Here is a 19,137-nt window from a genome sequence, read left to right as displayed (position 1 = left end):
CTTACGCGACGATGACCTTGCTCGACCTGACCTTCCCGGCCATGGAGGCGTAGCCTTTATTCCCGCTGTCCATCACCTTGTGAAGCGGAAGAGGGCGGTTGCCGCCGTGTCGCCACAGTCCCCCAGTAACCCGAGCGTCTCCACCGACGACCAAGCCGGGAAGAACCCCGCAGCTGCCTTCGGTCCGAACGAGTGGCTCGTCGACGAGATCTATCAGCAGTACCTCCAGGACCCGAATTCGGTAGACCGCGCCTGGTGGGACTTCTTCGCCGATTACAAGCCGGGTGCACCTGTCACCCCGGCTGCGGCGGGTACTGCGGCCGCGGGGGCCGCAGGGACCACCTCCACGGCCCCGCAGGCCCAGCCCGCGGCCCCGGCCCCCCAGGCCGCCGCCGCGCCGGCTCCCGCCGCCCCGAAGCCCGCCGCGGCCCCCGCCCCGGCACCGGCTCCCGCGGCGCAGGCCCCGGCACCGGCCAAGCCGGCGCAGCCCGCACAGGCGCCCGCCCAGCCGAAGCCGGCCGCCGCCAAGGCGGCCCCGGCCGCCGCGGCCCCCGAGGGCCCCGAGCTGGTCACGCTGCGCGGTCCGGCCGCCGCGGTCGCCAAGAACATGAACGCCTCTCTGGAGCTGCCGACGGCCACCTCGGTCCGCGCGGTCCCGGTGAAGCTGCTGTTCGACAACCGCATCGTCATCAACAACCACCTCAAGCGCGCCCGGGGCGGGAAGATCTCCTTCACGCACCTGATCGGCTACGCGATGGTGCAGGCCATCAAGGCCATGCCGGCGATGAACCACGCGTTCGGCGAGAAGGACGGCAAGCCGACCCTCATCAAGCCGGCCCACGTCAACCTCGGCCTGGCCATCGACCTGGTGAAGCCCAACGGCGACCGCCAGCTCGTCGTGGCCGCCATCAAGAAGGCCGAGACGCTGAACTTCTTCGAGTTCTGGCAGGCCTACGAGGACATCGTCCGCCGCGCCCGTGACGGCAAGCTGACGATGGACGACTTCACCGGTGTCACGGTCTCCCTGACCAACCCCGGCGGCCTCGGCACCGTCCACTCGGTCCCGCGCCTGATGCCCGGCCAGTCGGTCATCATGGGCGTCGGCTCCATGGACTACCCCGCGGAGTTCCAGGGCACCAGCCAGGACACCCTGAACAAGCTCGGCATCTCGAAGGTCATGACGCTCACGTCGACCTACGACCACCGGGTGATCCAGGGCGCCGCCTCCGGCGAGTTCCTGCGCGCCGTCGCGAACCTCCTCCTCGGCGAGAACGGCTTCTACGACGACATCTTCGAGGCCCTGCGCATCCCCTACGAGCCGGTCCGCTGGCTCCGGGACATCGACGCGTCCCACGACGACGACGTCACCAAGGCCGCCCGCGTCTTCGAGCTGATCCACTCCTACCGGGTCCGCGGCCACGTCATGGCCGACACCGACCCGCTGGAGTACAAGCAGCGCAAGCACCCCGACCTGGACATCACCGAGCACGGCCTCACCCTGTGGGACCTGGAGCGCGAGTTCGCGGTCGGCGGCTTCTCCGGCAAGTCCCTGATGAAGCTGCGCGACATCCTCGGTGTGCTGCGCGACTCGTACTGCCGCACCATCGGCATCGAGTTCATGCACATCCAGGACCCCAAGCAGCGCAAGTGGATCCAGGACCGCGTGGAGCGCCCGCACTCCAAGATGGAGCGCGAGGAGCAGCTGCGGATCCTGCGCCGCCTGAACGCCGCCGAGGCCTTCGAGACGTTCCTGCAGACCAAGTACGTCGGCCAGAAGCGCTTCTCGCTGGAGGGCGGCGAGTCCGTCATCCCGCTGCTCGACGCGGTGATCGACTCCGCGGCCGAGTCCCGGCTGGACGAGGTCGTCATCGGCATGGCCCACCGCGGCCGGCTGAACGTGCTCGCGAACATCGTCGGCAAGTCGTACGCGCAGATCTTCCGCGAGTTCGAGGGCAACCTCGACCCGAAGTCGATGCACGGCTCCGGCGACGTGAAGTACCACCTGGGCGCCCAGGGCACCTTCACCGGCCTGGACGGCGAGCAGATCACGGTCTCGCTGGCCGCCAACCCGTCCCACCTGGAGACGGTCGACCCGGTCATCGAGGGCATCGCCCGCGCCAAGCAGGACATCATCAACAAGGGCGGCACGGACTTCACGGTCCTGCCGGTCGCGCTGCACGGCGACGCGGCCTTCGCGGGCCAGGGCGTGGTGGCCGAGACCCTGAACATGTCGCAGCTGCGCGGCTACCGCACCGGCGGCACGGTCCACATCGTCATCAACAACCAGGTCGGCTTCACCGCGGCCCCCGAGTCCTCGCGTTCCTCCATGTACGCGACGGACGTGGCCCGCATGATCGAGGCCCCGATCTTCCACGTGAACGGCGACGACCCCGAGGCCGTCGTCCGCGTTGCCCGCCTGGCCTTCGAGTTCCGCCAGGCGTTCAACAAGGACGTCGTGATCGACCTCATCTGCTACCGCCGCCGCGGTCACAACGAGTCGGACAACCCGGCCTTCACCCAGCCGCTGATGTACGACCTGATCGACAAGAAGCGCTCGGTGCGCAAGCTCTACACCGAGTCCCTCATCGGTCGCGGCGACATCACGCTGGAAGAGGCCGAGCAGGCGCTGCAGGACTACCAGGGCCAGCTGGAGAAGGTCTTCACCGAGGTCCGCGAGGCCGTCACCGCCCAGCAGGGCGCCGAACCGGCGCCGGACCCGCAGGCGGACTTCCCGGTCGCCGTGAGTACCGCGATCTCCTCGGAGGTCGTCAAGCGCATCGCCGAGTCCCAGGTCAACATCCCGGACTCCTTCCACGTCCACCCGCGTCTGCTGCCGCAGCTGCAGCGCCGGGCGACGATGGTCGAGGACGGCACGATCGACTGGGGCATGGGCGAGACCCTCGCGGTCGGCTCCCTGCTCCTTGAGGGCACCCCGGTCCGGCTGTCCGGCCAGGACTCCCAGCGCGGCACCTTCGGCCAGCGGCACGCGGTCCTCATCGACCGCGAGTCGGGCGAGGAGTTCACGCCGCTGATGTACCTCGCCGAGGAGCAGGCGCGCTACAACGTCTACAACTCCCTGCTGTCCGAGTACGCGGTCATGGGCTTCGAGTACGGCTACTCGCTGGCCCGCCCCGACGCGCTCGTGATGTGGGAGGCGCAGTTCGGCGACTTCGTCAACGGCGCGCAGACGGTGGTCGACGAGTACATCTCGGCGGCGGAGCAGAAGTGGGGCCAGACGAGCGGTGTCACGCTGCTCCTCCCCCACGGCTACGAGGGCCAGGGCCCGGACCACTCCTCGGCCCGTGTCGAGCGGTTCCTCCAGCTCTGCGCGCAGAACAACATGACGGTCGCCATGCCGACCCTGCCGTCGAACTACTTCCACCTCCTGCGCTGGCAGGTGCACAACCCGCACCACAAGCCGCTGGTGGTCTTCACCCCGAAGTCGATGCTGCGCCTGAAGGCCGCCGCGTCGAAGACGGAGGAGTTCACGTCGGGTCAGTTCCGCCCCGTCATCGGCGACGCCTCGGTGGACCCGGCCGCGGTCCGCAAGGTCGTGTTCGTGGCCGGCAAGCTGTACTACGACCTGGAGGCCGAGCGTCAGAAGCGCGGCATCACCGACACGGCGATCATCCGCATCGAGCGGCTGTACCCGCTGCCGGGTGCCGAGCTCCAGGCGGAGGTCAACAAGTACCCGAACGCCGAGAAGTACCTGTGGGCCCAGGAGGAGCCGGCGAACCAGGGTGCCTGGCCGTTCATCGCGCTCAACCTGATCGACCACCTGGACCTGGCGGTCGGCGCGGACGTCCCGCACGGCGAGCGCCTGCGCCGCATCTCGCGTCCGCACTCCTCCTCCCCGGCGGTCGGCTCGGCCAAGCGCCACCAGGCGGAGCAGGAGCAGCTGGTGCGTGAGGTCTTCGAGGCGTAGGCCTTGGGACAAGGGCCCGGTACCGAGTTCGTACTCGGTACCGGGCCCTTCGCGTTGCCGGACGCTCAGCTCGCCTGCGGTTCGAAGTCCCAGTACGGACGGTTGCGGGAGCGGGCCGAGATGGTGTGGGTGTGCTGGGCGCCCAGGGTGGCCGCGAGGTCCGAGAGCGCCTCCTGCTCGACCTTCTCGGCCTGCTGACGGTCCCGCAGGGCGCGCAGGTCGGCCGCGTGGGCGACGCGGGCGGAGAGGGTGAGCGGGTGGGTGCGGCCCAGGGTCTCGGTCGCCCGGGCGATCGTGGCCCGGCTGAGGTCGGCGGCGGCCTCCGCGTCCCCGACGAGGTTGCGCAGCGCCGAGGCGTTGATGGCGCAGCCGAGGGTGTGCGGGTGGCCCTCGCCGAGCGCCGCGGTCAGCCCGGCCAGTGCTTCCTCGGCGACCGCGTACGCGTGCTCCCGTTCGCCGACGCTGCGCAGGATCAGGGCGTGGTTGGCGCGGGCGCCGATGACGAAGGGGTGGCCTTCGGGCAGCAGCATCTCGTAGCGGGCGATGACCGACTCGCTGGCCTCGCGGGCCTGGTCGATGTCGCCGTGCTCGCGGGCGAAGCAGCTCTGGCTGACGGCCGCGGCCAGGGTCAGCACGTGGGTGTCGCCCAGCTTGCGCTCGTAGCCTTCGAGCACGCGCGTGAGGAGCGTGCCCGCCGAGGCCCGGTCGCCGCCGCGCAGCTGGCACATGGCCAGGTTGTGCTCGGCGCGCAGGGTGTCCTGGTTGTCCCGGCCCATGACCATCCGGTACTCGCGCACGTTCTTCGCCTGGGCGGACTCCGCCTCGGCGTAGCGGCCCAGCAGCCGCAGGTCGATCGCGTACGACACCTCGGAGAAGAGCGTCCACGGATGGCGGCCCTTCAGCAGCAGGCGCCGGGCCTCCAGCGTGCGCTGGTCGATGCCCCGCGCCTCCTCGTAGCGACCCATCAGCCGCACGGTGTAGCCGATGTTGTTCAGGGCGTTGAGGGTGCGCGAGTCCTGGTCCCCGAGCAGCTCGCGGTAGGCCGCGTAGAGCCACTCGGACATCTCCAGCGCCTCGTCGTAGCGGCCGAGTTCGCGCAGGTCGGCGGCGAGTCCGCCGGCCATGCGCAGATGGTCCAGGTCGTTCGCGCCCTTCTCCTCGCGCAGGTGCTCCACCGCCGCCCGCTCCAGGGCCTCCGTCTCCTGGAACCGCCCGGCCGAGCGCAGCAGGTTCGCGTAGTGGTAGGTGACCTCCCAGACCCGGGGGTGGGCCTCGCCGAGCAGCCGGCGCCAGGCGCGCAGGGCGCGGGCGCCGAGGTTGACGCCGGCGGTGTACTCGCCCGCGAAATACATGTACCGCAGGCAGTTCAGCACCATCGTCTGGACCTTGCGGTCCTTGCTCTGCAGGACGTCGGCGTACTTCAGGTGCGGCACGATCTCCGCGTACGCGTCCCAGTTGCGGGTGTCCGTCGGGCGGCCGGGGTCGGCCTCGGCCAGGGCGCGGCGGACCACGTCGATGAACTCGCTCCGGTCCGACTCGGGCATGTCCTTGTGCACGATCTGGTGGACCATGCGGTGCAGGTAGACCGACTCGCCCGTGGCGGCCGTCTCGTCCAGGGCCCCCTCGTGGGACTCCAGGCGGACGACCGAGTACTGGCGGAGCTGGTTGACCGCCTTGTTCCACAGCAGGGGGTCGTCGAGGAGACCCGCGAGCTGTTCGGGCAGGTCGTCGTGGGACATCTCCTTCAGCAGCCGGACGGGGATGAACCCGGGGGCGAAGAAGGTGCACAGCCTCAGGAGGTCGACGGACTCGGGGACGGTCTCGCGGAGTTTGTTCAGCAGTATCGACCACGCGGTCTGGAAGGCGAGCGGGAAGTCCGCGGACACCTTGACCACGTCCTGGTCGATGCCGCCCTCCAGCAGGCCGATGTACTCCTCGACGGACAGGTCGGAGTCGTTGAGCCAGCCCGCCGTCTGGTCGAGCAGCAGCGGCAGGTCCTCCAGGGCCTCCGCCAGCTGGTCGGCGTCCGTCTCGGTCAGCCGGGGCGCGCGGCGCCGGATGAAGGCGACGGACTCGTCGCGGGCGTAGACGGGCACTTCGAGGAGCTTGCTGTTGTGCTCGCTCCACTCGGGGTTGCGGGAGGTGATGATCACGTGGCCGGGGCCGGACGGGACCAGGTCCCAGATCTGCTCGGGCTCGTCGGCGCCGTCGAGGATGAGCAGCCAGCGGGAGTACGGCTCGCCGCGGCGCAGGGAGTCACGGACGGCGCGCAGCCGTTCGCCGTACTCGGGGCCGGTGGACAGGCCCAGCTGGGGGGCGAGTTCGGCGAGGAGGCGGCGGTAGCTGACCCGTTTCTCGGAGCCGACCCACCACACGACGTCGTACTCGGAGCCGAAGCGGTATGCGTACTCGACGGCCAGCTGGGTCTTGCCCACTCCGGACATGCCGTGCAGGGTGAGGACGCCGGCGCCGGGCTCGCTGCCCTGCAGCAGGTGGTAGGCGTCGTTCAGGAGCGGCTCGCGGCCGGTGAAGCGGGTGTTGCGGCGCGGCACACCGCCCCAGACGTCGGGCATCGAGGCGGGAAAGCGCGGGGCCGGGCGGGTGACGTCGCCGGTGACCTGGGTGTCGAGCGGCACGTCCAGCCGGTCCAGCAGCCGCCGTTCGGCCTCCTCCGCGCCCATGTTGGTCAGGTCGACCGGGGCGAGGACGGCGGTGGCGGAGGGCACGGTGGTGTTGGTGACGGACACCGCGGCGAACCGGTCCGGATCGGGCGCGACGACCTCGCGCAGGGCCTCGTTCCACTCCTCGTGGGTGCGCGGGCCCAGCTGGAAGTACCACTCGCTGACCAGGATCAGGGTGCGGCCGCCGGCCAGCGTGAGGTCGCGCAGCAGGCCGGTGAGGGACTGGTCCGGCGGGGCGTCCCAGCGCAGGTACACCACGCGCAGACCGCGCCGCTCCAGCCTGTCCCCGATCCACGCCGCCCAGGGCCGGTTGAACCCGGCGAAGCTGATCGCGACGGTCTGCCTCGCGACCCCCTTCCCGGTCGACCGGACCGGCGTACGAGCTTCAGACATGCGGCGGCCTCCAGCGCGTAGTACCTGAAATCGTAGAACCTCGGCGCGGCTCTGGGGAGTCCGGCGACTGCGGCAGCGCCGTGCCTGGGCCCGACGATCTTCCCGCAGTGCGGGGCGGGAAGTCTGTATTTTGCCGATCGGCCTTTCACCGATTCGTGAACGGAGGCGCCGGAGGCTGCCGCTGCCGCCACAGGTTCCGTACGGCCTTGACGTACGCCTGGGCGCGTGCGGTGTACCCCCGGGGTGCCGGGCGCGCGGCGAGCCGTTCGTGGACGGCGGCCATGGCGTCGACGAAGCGCCGGCCGGCCGGTGTCAGGTCGGGCGAGCCGGCGAGCGCGGGCAGGGCGGCGCCGACCATGGCGTGGTAGCGGGCGTGTTCCGCCCATGCGGCCGCCCCCCGGTCGGGGTCCGCGAGCGCCCGGCGCTGGAAGAAGTCCGCCATCGCCAGGTGGGAGTAGGCGCCCTGGAGGAGGCCGTCGTACGGCCGCGGGTCGGGGCGCCAGGGGGCGAAGTAGCGGGCCTCGGGGCCGGCCCGGTGCAGTTCCACCAGCTCGCTGAGCGCGGCGAGTTTGGTGTGCTGCACCTCGTGCACGAGGGTCGCGGCGAAGGCCACCGGGCTCGCGGGCGTGCTGCTGAGGAGCGCGCCGAACGCCTCGCGCCGGGTCGCGCTGCAGCCGCCGCGGCCGGCGGCGCCGGGGGGCGGCTCCAGCGGGACCAGGCAGCGCAGCAGGGCGAGCGTCTCGGCGAGCCGGTGCTCGCCCGCGCCGCGCAGTACGGCGGCGGTGCCGGACCAGGCCTGCAGCCAGCGTTTGCGCTCGGCGTCGTCGGGGGCCATGGGTCCGCTCAGCGCGTGCTGGTCGGGCTCGCGGGGCGGGACGCGGTAGGGGTCGAGGTCGTCCAGCGGCATGGGGGCGGCGCCGGGCACGAGGCCGGGCAGGGCGTGGGCCGGAATCCAGGCGGGGGTCGCGGACCAGGCGCCGGTGAGGTGCTCCGGGCACACGGTGACCTCGGGCGCCTCCGGCCGGCGCAGGGTCAGCCGGCCGTCGGCGTGCCGGACTTCGATCCGTACGTCGTCCCGCTCGTGCGTGCGCAGGGCGCCGAGGGAGGGCAGGGTCAGCACGCCGTCGCGGGCGGTGAGGTCGGTGGTGAACGGCAGCCCGGCGCGGGCCGCGGCGGCCACGGCGACCGCGCTGAAGTGGGCCAGGTCCCGCAGGAGTTCGGTGCGGTCCTGTGCCGTGGGGCGGCCGTCGCGGGGGTTCAGTCCGGCCAGGACGCGCCGGGCCCAGGGTCCCAGCAGCGGATGGGTGAGGCGGGCCCGCGCCGCGGAGTGCGCGCCGCCGTCGCCCGCCCGGTCCGCCGCCGTCAGCAGCGCCCAGTCCTCGCGCAGCCGGCGTTTCGCCGCGCCGGGGCAGACGGCGGGGTCGGCGGCCTCGGCGGCGTCGAGCACGGCACGGAGCATGAGCAGTCGTCGGGTGTCCTGGTCGCGGACGAGCAGCGCGAGGGTGTCCGGGCCGCCCTCGGTGCGGCTCAGCTCGGCAAGTGCCCGGTCCGGGACCGCCGGAGGTATCACGGGGTGCCCCCTTCGGATGACGCCGGAACCACCGGGCGGGTACTGCGGGTGTCCCGGGTCCCCCCGGCCAGCCGGCCGGCCACGTGCTGGATGAAGTGCTGGAGGTCCGCGCAGTACACGGACGGGTTCCGAAAGCCCTGTCCGGCCCGGTAGCGGTGGGCGTAGTGGCCGCCGCCGCACACCGTGAGCAGCGGACAGGCCCGGCAGCGGTCGGCCAGGGCGTCCGGTCCGGCCTGCCGGGCGGCGACGCCGGGGTGGGCGAGCGCCCGGTCGAAGTCGTGCCGGAAGACGTCCAGTCCGGTCGCGGCGGCGCCCTCGTACGCCGACTTCAGCGAGTCGACCTGCTCGATCGAGCCGTCCGTCTCGACCACGACGGCGTCGAAGGGCTGGAGCCCGAGCGACTCGGTGGCGGCCGGCAGGCCGAGCAGCAGCGCCAGGCACTCCTCGAAGAGCCGCACCCGCGTCTCGCGCCGCCCGGCCGACCACCAGCGGTCGAAGACCCGGCACAGCCAGGCGCCGTACCGCGCCTCACCCCAGTGCGGCGGCGGCGCGGACCAGTTGCCGTGCGGCAGCAGCAGATCCAGCGCGGGCGGACCGAGCGCGAGCAGCGACTCGTACGTGTCGACCGGGTCGCTCGTGGGGTCGACGACGGTGAGGACACCGGCGTACGACCGCGGGAAGTGCTCGGCGACCAGCCGGGCACCGCGTGCCGCGGCGGGCCAGGAGGGCCGGCCGGCGTGGTCGACGCGCCGGGCGTTGTGCGCGGGGCGGCCGCCGTCGAGGCTGATGCCGACGCGGATGCCGTGCCGGTCGAGGACGGTCATGCGCGCGTGGGTCAGCAGGGTGGCGTTGGTCTGCACGGTGGCCCGCACCGCGCAGCCGGCCGGGACGCGGGCGCGGACGTCGTCGGTGAAGCGGGCGAGCGTGTCCACGCCGGCCAGCAGGGGCTCTCCGCCGTGCAGGACGAGGGAGACGGTGCTCAGGGCGTGGGCACGCGCGTGCTCGGCGACGCGGTCCGCGGTGCGGGCCAGGACCTCGGCGGGGGCGGCGGCCGGACGGGTGCGCCAGGTGTGGTCGGGGCCCTCGTACAGGTAGCAGTAGCGGCAGGCGAGGTTGCAGCGGCCGTGCATCTTGACGATGAACTGCCGGAAGGGGCGGGGAGGCTGGGCCACGGGCGTGTCGGCGGTGTTTTCGGACACTCCAGCACCCCCATGCCGTACGCCCCGCCGGCTGCGATTCGAGCGCGGGCCACGGCTCTCTCCGCCCGTATGGACGCGCATTCCCGGCCAGTGGCCGGGCGCAAACCCCCGACGGCCGAAGTTGGCTTCTTCTGCTCCTGGTTGACCGGGATGCGGAGGCGGTCACCGGGGTTCAGAGACAGTTGGTGAAACCCCAGAGCATCTCGCTCGGGCGCTCCGCCCGCTCCCGCAGGCCCGCCAGCACCTCCTTCAGGACCGGATGCTCGACCGTGCGCAGCTCCTCCAGGTCCAGCGCCAGCAGGTCCGGCAGTGGTCCGTCGTTCTCCGGCGGGGGTGTCCCGTCCCGTGCGCCCATCCCCGTTCCCCTCTCCTTTTCCGGCGTTGTTCCGCCGGTGTGCTCATTCCAGCTCGGCCAGCCGCTCCGCCGTGTCCGCCGCCGTCGGTCCGCCCGTGCCGAGGCTCGGGTCGGGCAGCCTCGACCACTCGGTGCGCGCCGCCCGGTAGGCCTCGCGGGCCGCGCGGGGGCGGGCGGCCGCCTCGTAGGACATACCCCGCCAGTGGTGCGCCTGCGCACCCAGCTCCACCGCGTCCAGCCGCCGGCGCTCGGTTTCGGCCTCCTCCTCGGCGTCCCGCGCGGATTCGGCCGCCGAGCGGAAGGCGTCCACCGCGTCGTCCAGGCGGGTGGGCCGGCCGAGGCTGCGGTAGGCCTCGTACTGCGTCTGCCCCAGCTCCAGCCGGCAGCGGGCGGCCAGCAGCGCGTCGGCCGCGTCCGCCGCGGCCAGGCCGAAGAGGTGCTCCGCCTCCCGCAGGTCGACCCGGTCACCGCGCAGCCGGTAGCGCAGGATCAGCGCGCGGCCCAGCATCAGCAGCCGGTACGCCGTGTGCCGGCTGCCCGTGGGGGTCTCCGTACGGCAGTCCCGCAGCACGCGGATCGCCTGGGACAACGGCTCCCACGCGCGGGCCCCGCTCTCCGCGACCGCGCGGCGCAGCAGCGCCTCGCCCCACTCGGCGAGGACGTCGGAGTAGCCGGCCGCGTCCCGCGGCACGTCCGCGGCCGCCAGGGCGAACGCGTCGGCGGCGTCGCGCAGTTCGCGCAGGTCCCCCGACTCGGTGTACCGGGCGATGCGGACGCGTCCGGCGCGCACGTGCAGGAGGGAGCGCAGGCTGCGGCTGCTGGTGCTCGCCAGCGCCTCCTCGACGTGGTCCTGGGCCTCGGCCAGGTCCCCGCCCGACGTCAGCAGGGCGTCGACCAGGTCGAGGCGGGCCCGGACGCGTTCCCGGGCACGACCGGTGCCGCCCGGGCTCTCGTGCGCCTCCTCGGTCGCCAGCGCGTCGCGCAGGGATCCGCAGGCCTGCTCGGCATAGCCGCGGGCCTGCTCCGGGTCGGTCGTGGCGGCCGCGAGGCGGAGCAGCAACCGGCCGTGGGCGAGCGGCAGTTCGGGCGGGCGGTCCCGGCGGTCGGGCCAGATGTCGGCGAACGCCTCCAGCATGCCGACCGCGCCCTGGAGCAGCGCGCTGTCGTCGCCGCCGAGGTGCCACTGCGTCTCCAGCGCGCCCACCCGCTCCAGGGTCAGCCGCAGTGCCTCCTTCGGGTCCAGTCCGGGCGCGGCGCAGGCCACCGCGTACTCCCGGTCGGCGCGGCGCAGCAGGCCCAGGGCACCGTGCTGGTCGCCGCGGCGCCTGCGGTCGGTGGCGGCGGCGCGCAGCACCCGGGCGAGCGCCGCCCGCTCGCGCAGCGCGTGGGGGTGCGCCACGGCCTGCTCGGCGGCCGTCTCGGCCTCCCGCAGCAGCTCGGCCCCGCCCTGCACCTCCCACAGCCGCAGCGTGGCGTAGGCGTACTCGGCCCACAGCTCGGGGTCGGCCCCGGCCGGACGCTCGTGCTCGGTGGCGCCGCGCAGCAGTTGTACGGCGTCGATCGCGTCCTGCACCATGCCCTCGGCGTCGAAGCGGGCGAGCAGGGTGCGGGCCCGGACCACCGCCGGATGCGTGGGCCGTTCCCCGGGTGTCTCGCCGCGGAACGGTTCGGGCAGCGGCATGAAGCGCTCCAGCACCCGCGCCGCGACCTCGGCGAAGGGCTGCGGGACCAGCGTCGCGTCCCCGTTGTCACCGTTCTCCGCGGCGGGGTAGCCGGTGCGGGGCGCGTAGGCGGGCGCCGGCGCCGTGGCGCGCTCCCGCGGCTGACGCGTCTGCGCCTCGGCGTCGGCCGCGCCGCCGAGCTGGGCGAGGGCCAGGGCCGGGAAGTTGGCGCCGCCCTTGCCGAAGTGCTGTTCGATGTACTCGGAACAATGCTTGAGGACTAAAACGGCCTCGTCCCGGCCGAGCGTCGACAGCAGTGCCTCGCGCACGTCGGGGTCCATCTCGTACCACTGGGCGGCGTCCGGCCCGTAGTCCTCCTCGGCGCGCCGGACGAGGCCGCCGAGCAGTACCTCGGCGAGTTCGGAGGGGCCGGAGCCGGGCAGCATGGTGCGCTGCACCAGCTGCATCACCGGCAGGCACAGCGGGGCGGCCGCCAGATAGACGGCGAGCCGGCCGGCGGTCGGCGAGGCCGCGGCACGGAACCGGCTGATCCGCTCCACCGACGTCGGCCTGCGCGTACGGCGCGCCTCCGGGGCGGGCGGCTGGTCCGGGCGCACCCAGCCCACCGCGCCCGGCACCGGTCCGGTGCCGGCCCCGGACAGCAGCCGGGCCCACGCGCCGAGGGCCACCGGCTCGGGCGGCAGCACCGGTACGGGCAGCACGCCCGGCGGCGGGACCACGGGGGCGCCGCCGGGGGTGCGCACGCGCAGGGTCGTGCCGCCCAGGGTGTCGCCGCGGGTCAGTTCGCCGTACGTCACGGGCAGCAGGGTGCGGTTCCACAGGCGCTGCGGGAGCGGCTGGAGCACCGCGACGGGGGCGAGGCGGGCGAGGTGGTGCAGCAGCCGGTGCGCCCGGCCGGCGCGCCAGAGCTCGCCCGCGCAGTCGCTGACCAGCAGGGTGATCCGGCGGCCGGTGGGGTCGCTCAGCCGCTCCACGGTGTGCAGCGGGGCCGCGTGGGGGTCCGCGCTGCGGCTGACCGCGGGCTCGCCGTCCGGGCCGGCGTGCAGATGACTGACCTGGATGTCCCCGAAGGCACCCAACTGGGCGAAGGCCTGGTGGAGTTCGGCGAACATCCGGTCCCACACCCGCATCGAGGGCGCCGCGTCGAGCACCAGCTGGAGCCGGGCGTCCCGGCGGGTCACCGCGCGGTGCACGGGCAGGATCAGGCCGCCCGCGCGGGCGCTCAGTTCGGCGGTGGCCGTCTCGTCCAACCGGGTGCGCAGCGCCGGTGCGGCGCTGCGGTAGGCCTGCAACGGCCGCAGGGCGCGCTGGAGTTCGAGGAGGGAGGGCAGCGCCGGGGCGGCGGGCACGCCGATCGGCAGTGCCTTGATCCGCCCGGTCGCGCGGGTGCTCGGGGCGCCGTCCCGCGGCAACGGGTACAGCGTCACACGCCGGTCGGGAACAGGGACGTCCGCCTCCGGCTCCACCCACGGGGCGGGCCGCGCGGCATCCGGCTCGGCCGGCCCCCCACCGCCCGGTCCAGGCACGGCCTCGCCCGCCCCCGTTGCCGTCCCCGGCGAGCCCTGGCCCCCGTCGGCGGCAGCCCCCTCACCGTCGCCCTCGTCCTCCGCCCCGGCCCAGCGCGCCAGCCACAGCGCGTCGCTCAGCTCCACGGCATCGGGGTCCATCCCGATCTCCCGCAACCGGCATACGAGTTCGGCCAGGAGACCACCGCCGCCCGGGTCGGGACGGTCGGCGGGGGCGGATGTGCCGGGTCGGTCGGAGGGGTCCGGCGGGACCGGGCCGTGGCGTGCCGCTGCGTCGGGCATCAGCGCCTCACCTCGAACGGTCGAGTCGCTGGATGAGCAGATCGGCGAGGCGCTCGCGGCTCGGCGGGGCGGCGGCTGCGGTGAGGTGGATCGCGTTCAACAGCTGGTCGGCGGCGAGGAGTTCGCTGCGGGAACGCTCCAGGAAGCGGGCGATCAGGTCGTCGCCCGCCCGTGCGGCCTCGTCACCGAGGTGGGCGCGGACGAAGGTGGCGAGCCGGTTGTGGTCGGGCCGGTCCAGCTCCAGGTGGATGCACCGGCGCATCAGCGGCGCCGGGAAGTCGCGCTCCCCGTTGCTGGTGAGGACCACGAACGGGAAGGCGCGGCAGCGCACCCGGCCGTCGCGCACCCGGACCCTGGCGCCGTCGGCGGTGAGCACCTCGGCCTCGCCGCCGGGCAGCCGGTCGGCGATGCGCTGGAGCTCGGGTATCTCGAACTCGCCCTCCTCCAGCACGTTCAGCAGGTCGTTGGGCAGGTCGATGTCGCTCTTGTCCAGCTCGTCGATGAGCAGCACGCGCGGCGTGTCCGAGGGCAGCAGGGCGGTGCCGAGGGGCCCGAGCCGGATGTAGCTGCCGATGGCCTCCACGGCCCCAGGGCTGCCGGCCGCGCCGCCGTGGCCCCCCTGCGCCGCGATCTGGACGTCCTGCAGTCGGGCGATGGCGTCGTAGTGGTAGAGCCCGTCCTGGAGCGCGGTCCGGCTGACGATGGACCAGCGCAGCACCTCGCCCAGCCCCAGTTCGTACGCCACCGAATGGGCCAGGGTGCTCTTGCCCGCACCGGGGCTGCCGGTGACGAGCAGCGGGCGGCGCAGGTACAGCGCCGCGTTGATCATCTCCAGCTCCTCCGCGCCGGGGCGGTGCAGTTCGGCCAGGTGCCGGTGCGCGCCGAGCCTGCGGTCCTGGGAGCTGTCGCCGTCCGCGTCCCGGCCGGAGAAGTCCCGCCAGGGCGGTGGCGGCGGGAGCCGGCTCATCCCGTCGTGCGGTTCTCCGGCGCCTCGGTAGATGAGCCACTCACTGGATTCGGTCATGTCCAATCCTCGTCGTCACTCGTCCGCCACCGCAGCCGTCGAACGTGCCTCACGTTATCGACCCTCAGGACGCCTGGTAAGAGGAACTGGAGGGAACGCGCGCGCTGCGTCACGGCGCCTCCAGCAGATCTCCGGTTCCGGGCAGGGGGCTGTGCGGATCGTCGTACAACAGTGCTATTCCATGGGCCCAGTAGGCCTCCGTGAGCCCCGCGTGGACCTGCCGGCGCAGCCCGTGCACCACCCCGGGCAGCAGCGCCACCCCGACGCCGTCGTCGACGACCGTCTTGGCGCCCCGGTGGAACTCGCCGCACACGGACTCGGGCTGCCACCGCCTGCGGCGCCAGACCGCCACCCCGAACCCGGCGTTCAGGATCCGGCCGAGCGAGGCGGGGTCGCTCGCGTAGCGCTGGTCGCCCAGGCGGCAGAGCACCGGGACGTCGTGCGGCGCGAGGCCGCGCAGCGCCGGGGTGTCCGGTACGGGCCTGCGCACTCCGTCGTCGCAGTCGAGCACCTCGGCCCGCGCCTGACGGGTGTGCAGCCGCCGCCAGCGGTCGCGGCGTTCGCCGTCCTCGTCGTCGTACGGCTCCCAGGCCGCCGCCGGCCACGCGCCGGGGCCCTGCGCCGCCTCGTCGGGCAACTGGTCGCGGTCCGAGCAGCGTACGAGCACCGGCCGCTCGACGCCCACCGGGACGCCGTCCGGCCGCAGCCGCCAGTCGTCCACCGGCATGTCCAGGAGCCGGTGGGGCAGGGCCACATACAGGGGCGCGGGCCGCCCGGGCTCGTCGCACTGCCGGAAGGCCTCGGTGAGCGCTGCGGCCGCCCGGGCGTCGAGGTCGGCCAGCGCGGTGCGCTGGGTCTCGTGCAGCAGCGTCGTCCCGCCGTCCGCGTCCGCGACGGAGACCGACCAGTCGCAGCGGTCGGGCTCCCAGCCCCGGCACAGCACCACCAGCAGCACGGACGGCCCGGGCGGCGCGAGGGGCGGATGCTGCGCAGGGCGCTCGGGCGCCCGGCCGGCCTCGTCGTCGGCCCGCTCGTGACCGGCCCGTTCGCGACCGTCCCGCTCCCGCCCGAGCAACTCCTCGCGCTGCTGGGCGAGTTCGGTGCGATAGCCGCTGTCCAGTCCCGTCGACGCGTGCCACACCCACTCCCACAGGGCCCGCTCGGCGGCGAGCACGCTGCGCGTGCGGTCGCGGTCGGCCAGCAGGATCCGCATCGCGTAGCCGACGACGAGCCTGCGCGCCTCGTCCTGCCGCGCGTGCTCGTACAGCACGCCCAGGCCGTCCCGCCAGCCGCGCGGCGCGGGCACCAGGGACGGCAGCCGGAAGCCGGGCAGCGATCCGAGGATGCCGAGCAGAGCGCGGGTGCTGACCGGGGGCGGCAGATCGGCCAGCCGCCCGAGCAACTCCCCGCGCTCGTGCGGACCGAGCGCGCGCCCGGGGCGCGCGCCGAGCTCACCCTGGATGTCGGCCCAGGTGGGCGCCGCCGACTCGGAGGGCTGCTGACGGTCGCGGTGGTAGCGGTCGTGGGCGTGGAAGACGGCTTGGTAGAGGTCGGTGTGGTCAGCGTGGTCGGCGTGGGGGGCGGTGTCCGCGTGGCGGGCGGGGCCGGGGTAGGCGGGGCCCGGGAAGGTGCCGCGGGTGTGGCCGCCGTTCCCCTCGGTGCCGTCGCCCCGGCCGTCGCTCCGGTGGAGGGTGCGCAGCTGCTCGACGCCGATGGACGTGCCGCCCGCCCCCTGGTCCGCGCGGGACTTCAGGACCCCGACGACCTCACCGCGCACGGGGTCGATCACCGGCCCGCCGGAGACACCGGGCGGCAGGTCGTTCTGCCCGAGCCGCACCTGCTCCTCCGGCGACCAGGCGCTGATCGTCCCCTGGACCGAGAGGTACCCGTCGAGGATCTCCAGCCGGCCACGGGCGCCCGTCCAGCCCGCGTAGTACACCCTGTTCCCGCCGAAGTGCGGGTTGGGCCGCTCCGAGACGTACACGCACGCGTGGCCGACGGGCTCGCGGAGCCGGACCAGCGCGAGATCCGGGGCGGGCCAGCTGCCGGGGACGAGCCGGCCGGCGTGCTCCGGCAGGGTCGCCGCCACCTGCCCGGGCACGGCGCACGGGTCGTCGTAAGGGCTGGTCCGGTACACCACGACGACCTCGCCCCCCTCCTCGGCGTGAACCACGTGTGCGCAGGTCAGAACCCAGTTCGGCGCGACGAAGAATCCGCTGCCGAGGAAGCTGCCGGGCTCGTCGTGGGCATACCCGGCACCCGCGTGATGAATGCGCACCGTCGCCGCGAGAACGAGTTCACGCAGCGCAAGCCGGGCAGCATCGAAGCCGTCCGGTGCGCCCCCGTCGTACCCCTGCGTCATGCCGTGCCCCCGACGCCGCCGTCCCCGGCGCCCCCGTGCCCCCGAGCGCCGGTGGGCGCGCCGGTACGGGAAGCCGGGCCGGGGGTCCGCGGGGGCGGCGGCACGGGGGTGTCGGGGCCGTGGGCCGGGCGGGGGGCGGAGGCGTCCGCGGACGACGGGTCCGGCGGACCGTCCCCGTGCCAGGTCAGGGTGACCGTGATGGCCGCCTTGGCCTCGCCGTCCGCGAGCAGGCCCACCACCTTTCCGGCCTTCGCGGTGAGCTCGATGCCGAACTCGACGCTCACCTCGTCCGGCCGCACCGCCCGCAACGGGCCGGACAGCGACCGCGCGACCCCGGTGATCAGCGACTGGAGGCTCTCGACGCTCGCCTCCACCCGCTCGGCGAACCCGGTGTCCGTGTACGACAGTCCCCCCGACGGATGTCCCGCCGACGGCGCGGCGAGCTCCTCCGCGCCGGAGATCCGGGCCCACACCGGCGTGCCGTCCGGCAGCTGGATCCGCGCTACCCGCGTCGACTCCGGCGACTGCGCGTTCATCATGTTCCCCCGTCCCCTCGCCCCGTCTCGCCCCGCGCGGACCGCTCGCCCGCCGGGGCCGGCGGCTGCCTATCATTTTCCTGTTCTCGCCAGGCTCCTCAGGCGGAAGAGCGGCATCTTCCACCTCTCACAGGTTGAGGGTTCTTCCCGCCCGGGAGCGGCCCTATCCCTGCACTGAACGACGGAGCGGCATCCATGTACTTCACCGACCGAGGCATCGAAGAACTGGAGAAGCGGCGCGGCGAGGAAGAGGTCACCTTCGAGTGGCTCGCCGAGCAGCTGCGCACGTTCGTCGACCTGAACCCCGACTTCGAGGTACCGGTGGAACGCCTCGCGACCTGGCTGGCCCGCCTGGACGACGAGGACGACGAGTAGTCCCCTTCCCGGCGGATTCCCGGCGCTTTCCCGGCGGTACGACAGCGGCCCCTGGCGGGGCGGTACGGCGACACGGCCGTACCGCGACCGCCAGGGGCCGCAGCACGTGAGGCCCACGAAAGGGTGTCTTGACTTTCCGCGACCGCGATATATCGTGAATAGGGAAGACGCGATATGGCGCGTCGCGAGTGCGTCGCCGCGCTTCGCCCCGCCGTGCCCGAGGAGGTCCCCATGCCCGAATGGTCCGTGACAGAGCCCCGGAAGCTGACCTTCGACTCACGCGTGAGCGATCTCCGGGTCCGCATCGTCAGCGGAACAGTGAACGTGGTGGGCACGGAAGAAGGTTCCGCCCGCCTGGAGGTCTCGGAGATCAAAGGCCCGCCCCTCGTGGTCACCGAGGAGGACGGCCGGCTGACGGTGGCCTACGAGGACCTGCCCTGGAAGGGCTTCCTCAAGTGGCTCGACCGCAAGGGCTGGCGGCGCAGCGCCGTCGTCTCCCTCGCGGTCCCGGCGGACACGCGCGTGGAGGTCGGCGTCGTCGACGCCGACGCGATCGTCTCCGGCATCCACGGCCCCGCCGTCGTCAAGGGCGTGACCGGCGACACGACCCTGGTCGCCGTCTCCGGCCCGGTCCACGCGGACACCGTGTCGGGCAGCCTGGAGGCCCAGGCGGTCACCGGCGACCTGCGGTTCAACTCGGTCTCGGGCGACCTGACGGTGGTCGAGGGCTCCGGCCGCTCCGTCCGCGCCGACTCGGTCAGCGGATCCATGATCGTCGACCTGGACCCGGACGGCCCGACGGAGGTCAGCCTCACCAGCGTCTCCGGCGAGATCGCCATCCGCCTGCCGCACCCGGCGGACGCCGAGGTGGAGGCGAACACCGCGAGCGGCACGATCTCCAACGCCTTCGACGGACTGCGGGTGCACGGCAACTGGGGCGCCCACAAGATCACCGGCCGGCTCGGCGCGGGCACCGGCAGGCTCCGGGCCACCACGGTCTCCGGTTCCATCGCCCTGCTGCGCCGGCCACCGCGCGAGGACGAGAAGAGCACCCCGTGGGTGCCCGAGCCCCCACGGGCCCCGGGCACCGCCCCCGCCGCGGGCTCCCCGGCCGCCCCGGGGGAGAATTCCGTCTCCGGCCAGGACGCGCAGGCGACGGACGCCACCGGCGGCTCCGACACCTCCGGCACCCCGGCCGACGGTACGACCGACAAGAAGGTGCTCTGA

Annotated in this window: 11 protein-coding genes; 3 read left to right on the top strand and 8 right to left on the bottom strand. The window is 73.7% G+C overall.

The window, feature by feature from the left end; all coding sequences use genetic code 11:
- Nucleotides 1-106 precede the first annotated feature (106 nt).
- The gene (locus AC4OXY_RS31935) at nucleotides 107-3,925 is read left to right on the top strand and encodes a multifunctional oxoglutarate decarboxylase/oxoglutarate dehydrogenase thiamine pyrophosphate-binding subunit/dihydrolipoyllysine-residue succinyltransferase subunit (RefSeq protein ID WP_376288871.1); all 3,819 of its coding nucleotides are present in this window, start codon (nucleotides 107-109) and stop codon (nucleotides 3,923-3,925) included.
- A gap of 65 nt (nucleotides 3,926-3,990) precedes the next feature.
- Here AC4OXY_RS31935 and fxsT read toward each other — a convergent pair whose 3' ends face one another.
- The 8 genes from fxsT to AC4OXY_RS31895 all read right to left on the bottom strand — a co-directional run bounded on the left by fxsT (nucleotide 3,991) and on the right by AC4OXY_RS31895 (nucleotide 17,535).
- Nucleotides 3,991-6,999 (bottom strand): FxSxx-COOH system tetratricopeptide repeat protein, encoded by a 3,009-nt coding sequence (fxsT, locus tag AC4OXY_RS31930; protein ID WP_362818620.1) that lies wholly within the window; start codon nucleotides 6,997-6,999, stop codon nucleotides 3,991-3,993.
- A 145-nt stretch (nucleotides 7,000-7,144) separates the two neighbouring features.
- On the bottom strand, nucleotides 7,145-8,566 hold the full coding sequence (locus AC4OXY_RS31925; RefSeq protein ID WP_491994669.1) for an aKG-HExxH-type peptide beta-hydroxylase: 1,422 nt from the start codon (nucleotides 8,564-8,566) through the stop codon (nucleotides 7,145-7,147).
- Nucleotides 8,566-9,699 carry an FxsB family cyclophane-forming radical SAM/SPASM peptide maturase gene (locus AC4OXY_RS31920; RefSeq protein WP_491994668.1) on the bottom strand — a complete coding sequence of 378 codons (1,134 nt, stop codon included), beginning with the start codon at nucleotides 9,697-9,699 and terminating at the stop codon, nucleotides 8,566-8,568. The genes AC4OXY_RS31925 and AC4OXY_RS31920 overlap by 1 nt, the downstream gene beginning before the upstream one ends.
- A gap of 241 nt (nucleotides 9,700-9,940) precedes the next feature.
- Complete coding sequence (gene fxsA, locus AC4OXY_RS31915; RefSeq protein WP_356027634.1) at nucleotides 9,941-10,123, bottom strand: FxSxx-COOH cyclophane-containing RiPP peptide; 183 nt, start codon at nucleotides 10,121-10,123, stop codon at nucleotides 9,941-9,943.
- A gap of 43 nt (nucleotides 10,124-10,166) precedes the next feature.
- Nucleotides 10,167-13,613: an SAV_2336 N-terminal domain-related protein gene (locus AC4OXY_RS31910; protein ID WP_491991475.1), complete on the bottom strand. Its 3,447-nt coding sequence runs from the start codon at nucleotides 13,611-13,613 to the stop codon at nucleotides 10,167-10,169.
- Between the two features lie 7 nt (nucleotides 13,614-13,620).
- On the bottom strand, nucleotides 13,621-14,637 hold the full coding sequence (locus tag AC4OXY_RS31905; RefSeq protein WP_356027629.1) for an AAA family ATPase: 1,017 nt from the start codon (nucleotides 14,635-14,637) through the stop codon (nucleotides 13,621-13,623).
- 109 nt (nucleotides 14,638-14,746) lie between these two features.
- A complete protein-coding gene (locus AC4OXY_RS31900) occupies nucleotides 14,747-16,999 on the bottom strand; it encodes a VMAP-C domain-containing protein (protein ID WP_491991474.1) in 2,253 nt (750 codons plus the stop codon).
- Nucleotides 16,996-17,535, bottom strand: coding sequence for a CU044_2847 family protein (locus AC4OXY_RS31895; protein ID WP_356027879.1), 540 nt, complete (start codon nucleotides 17,533-17,535; stop codon nucleotides 16,996-16,998). The genes AC4OXY_RS31900 and AC4OXY_RS31895 overlap by 4 nt, the downstream gene beginning before the upstream one ends.
- A 195-nt stretch (nucleotides 17,536-17,730) precedes the next feature.
- On the opposite strand from AC4OXY_RS31895, the gene AC4OXY_RS31890 reads away from it, so the two are divergent.
- Together AC4OXY_RS31890 and AC4OXY_RS31885 are read left to right on the top strand one after the other, a co-directional pair.
- On the top strand, nucleotides 17,731-17,910 hold the full coding sequence (locus AC4OXY_RS31890) for a DUF6104 family protein (protein WP_003992906.1): 180 nt from the start codon (nucleotides 17,731-17,733) through the stop codon (nucleotides 17,908-17,910).
- Nucleotides 17,911-18,141: 231 nt separating this feature from the next.
- Nucleotides 18,142-19,137, top strand: a complete 996-nt coding sequence (locus AC4OXY_RS31885) for a DUF4097 family beta strand repeat-containing protein (RefSeq protein WP_491991473.1) — start codon at nucleotides 18,142-18,144, stop codon at nucleotides 19,135-19,137.

The organism is Streptomyces sp. HUAS MG56, from assembly GCF_058673395.1.
The sequence above is the reverse complement of the archived record's forward strand: the minus strand, read 5'-3'. Positions and strand labels throughout refer to the sequence as shown.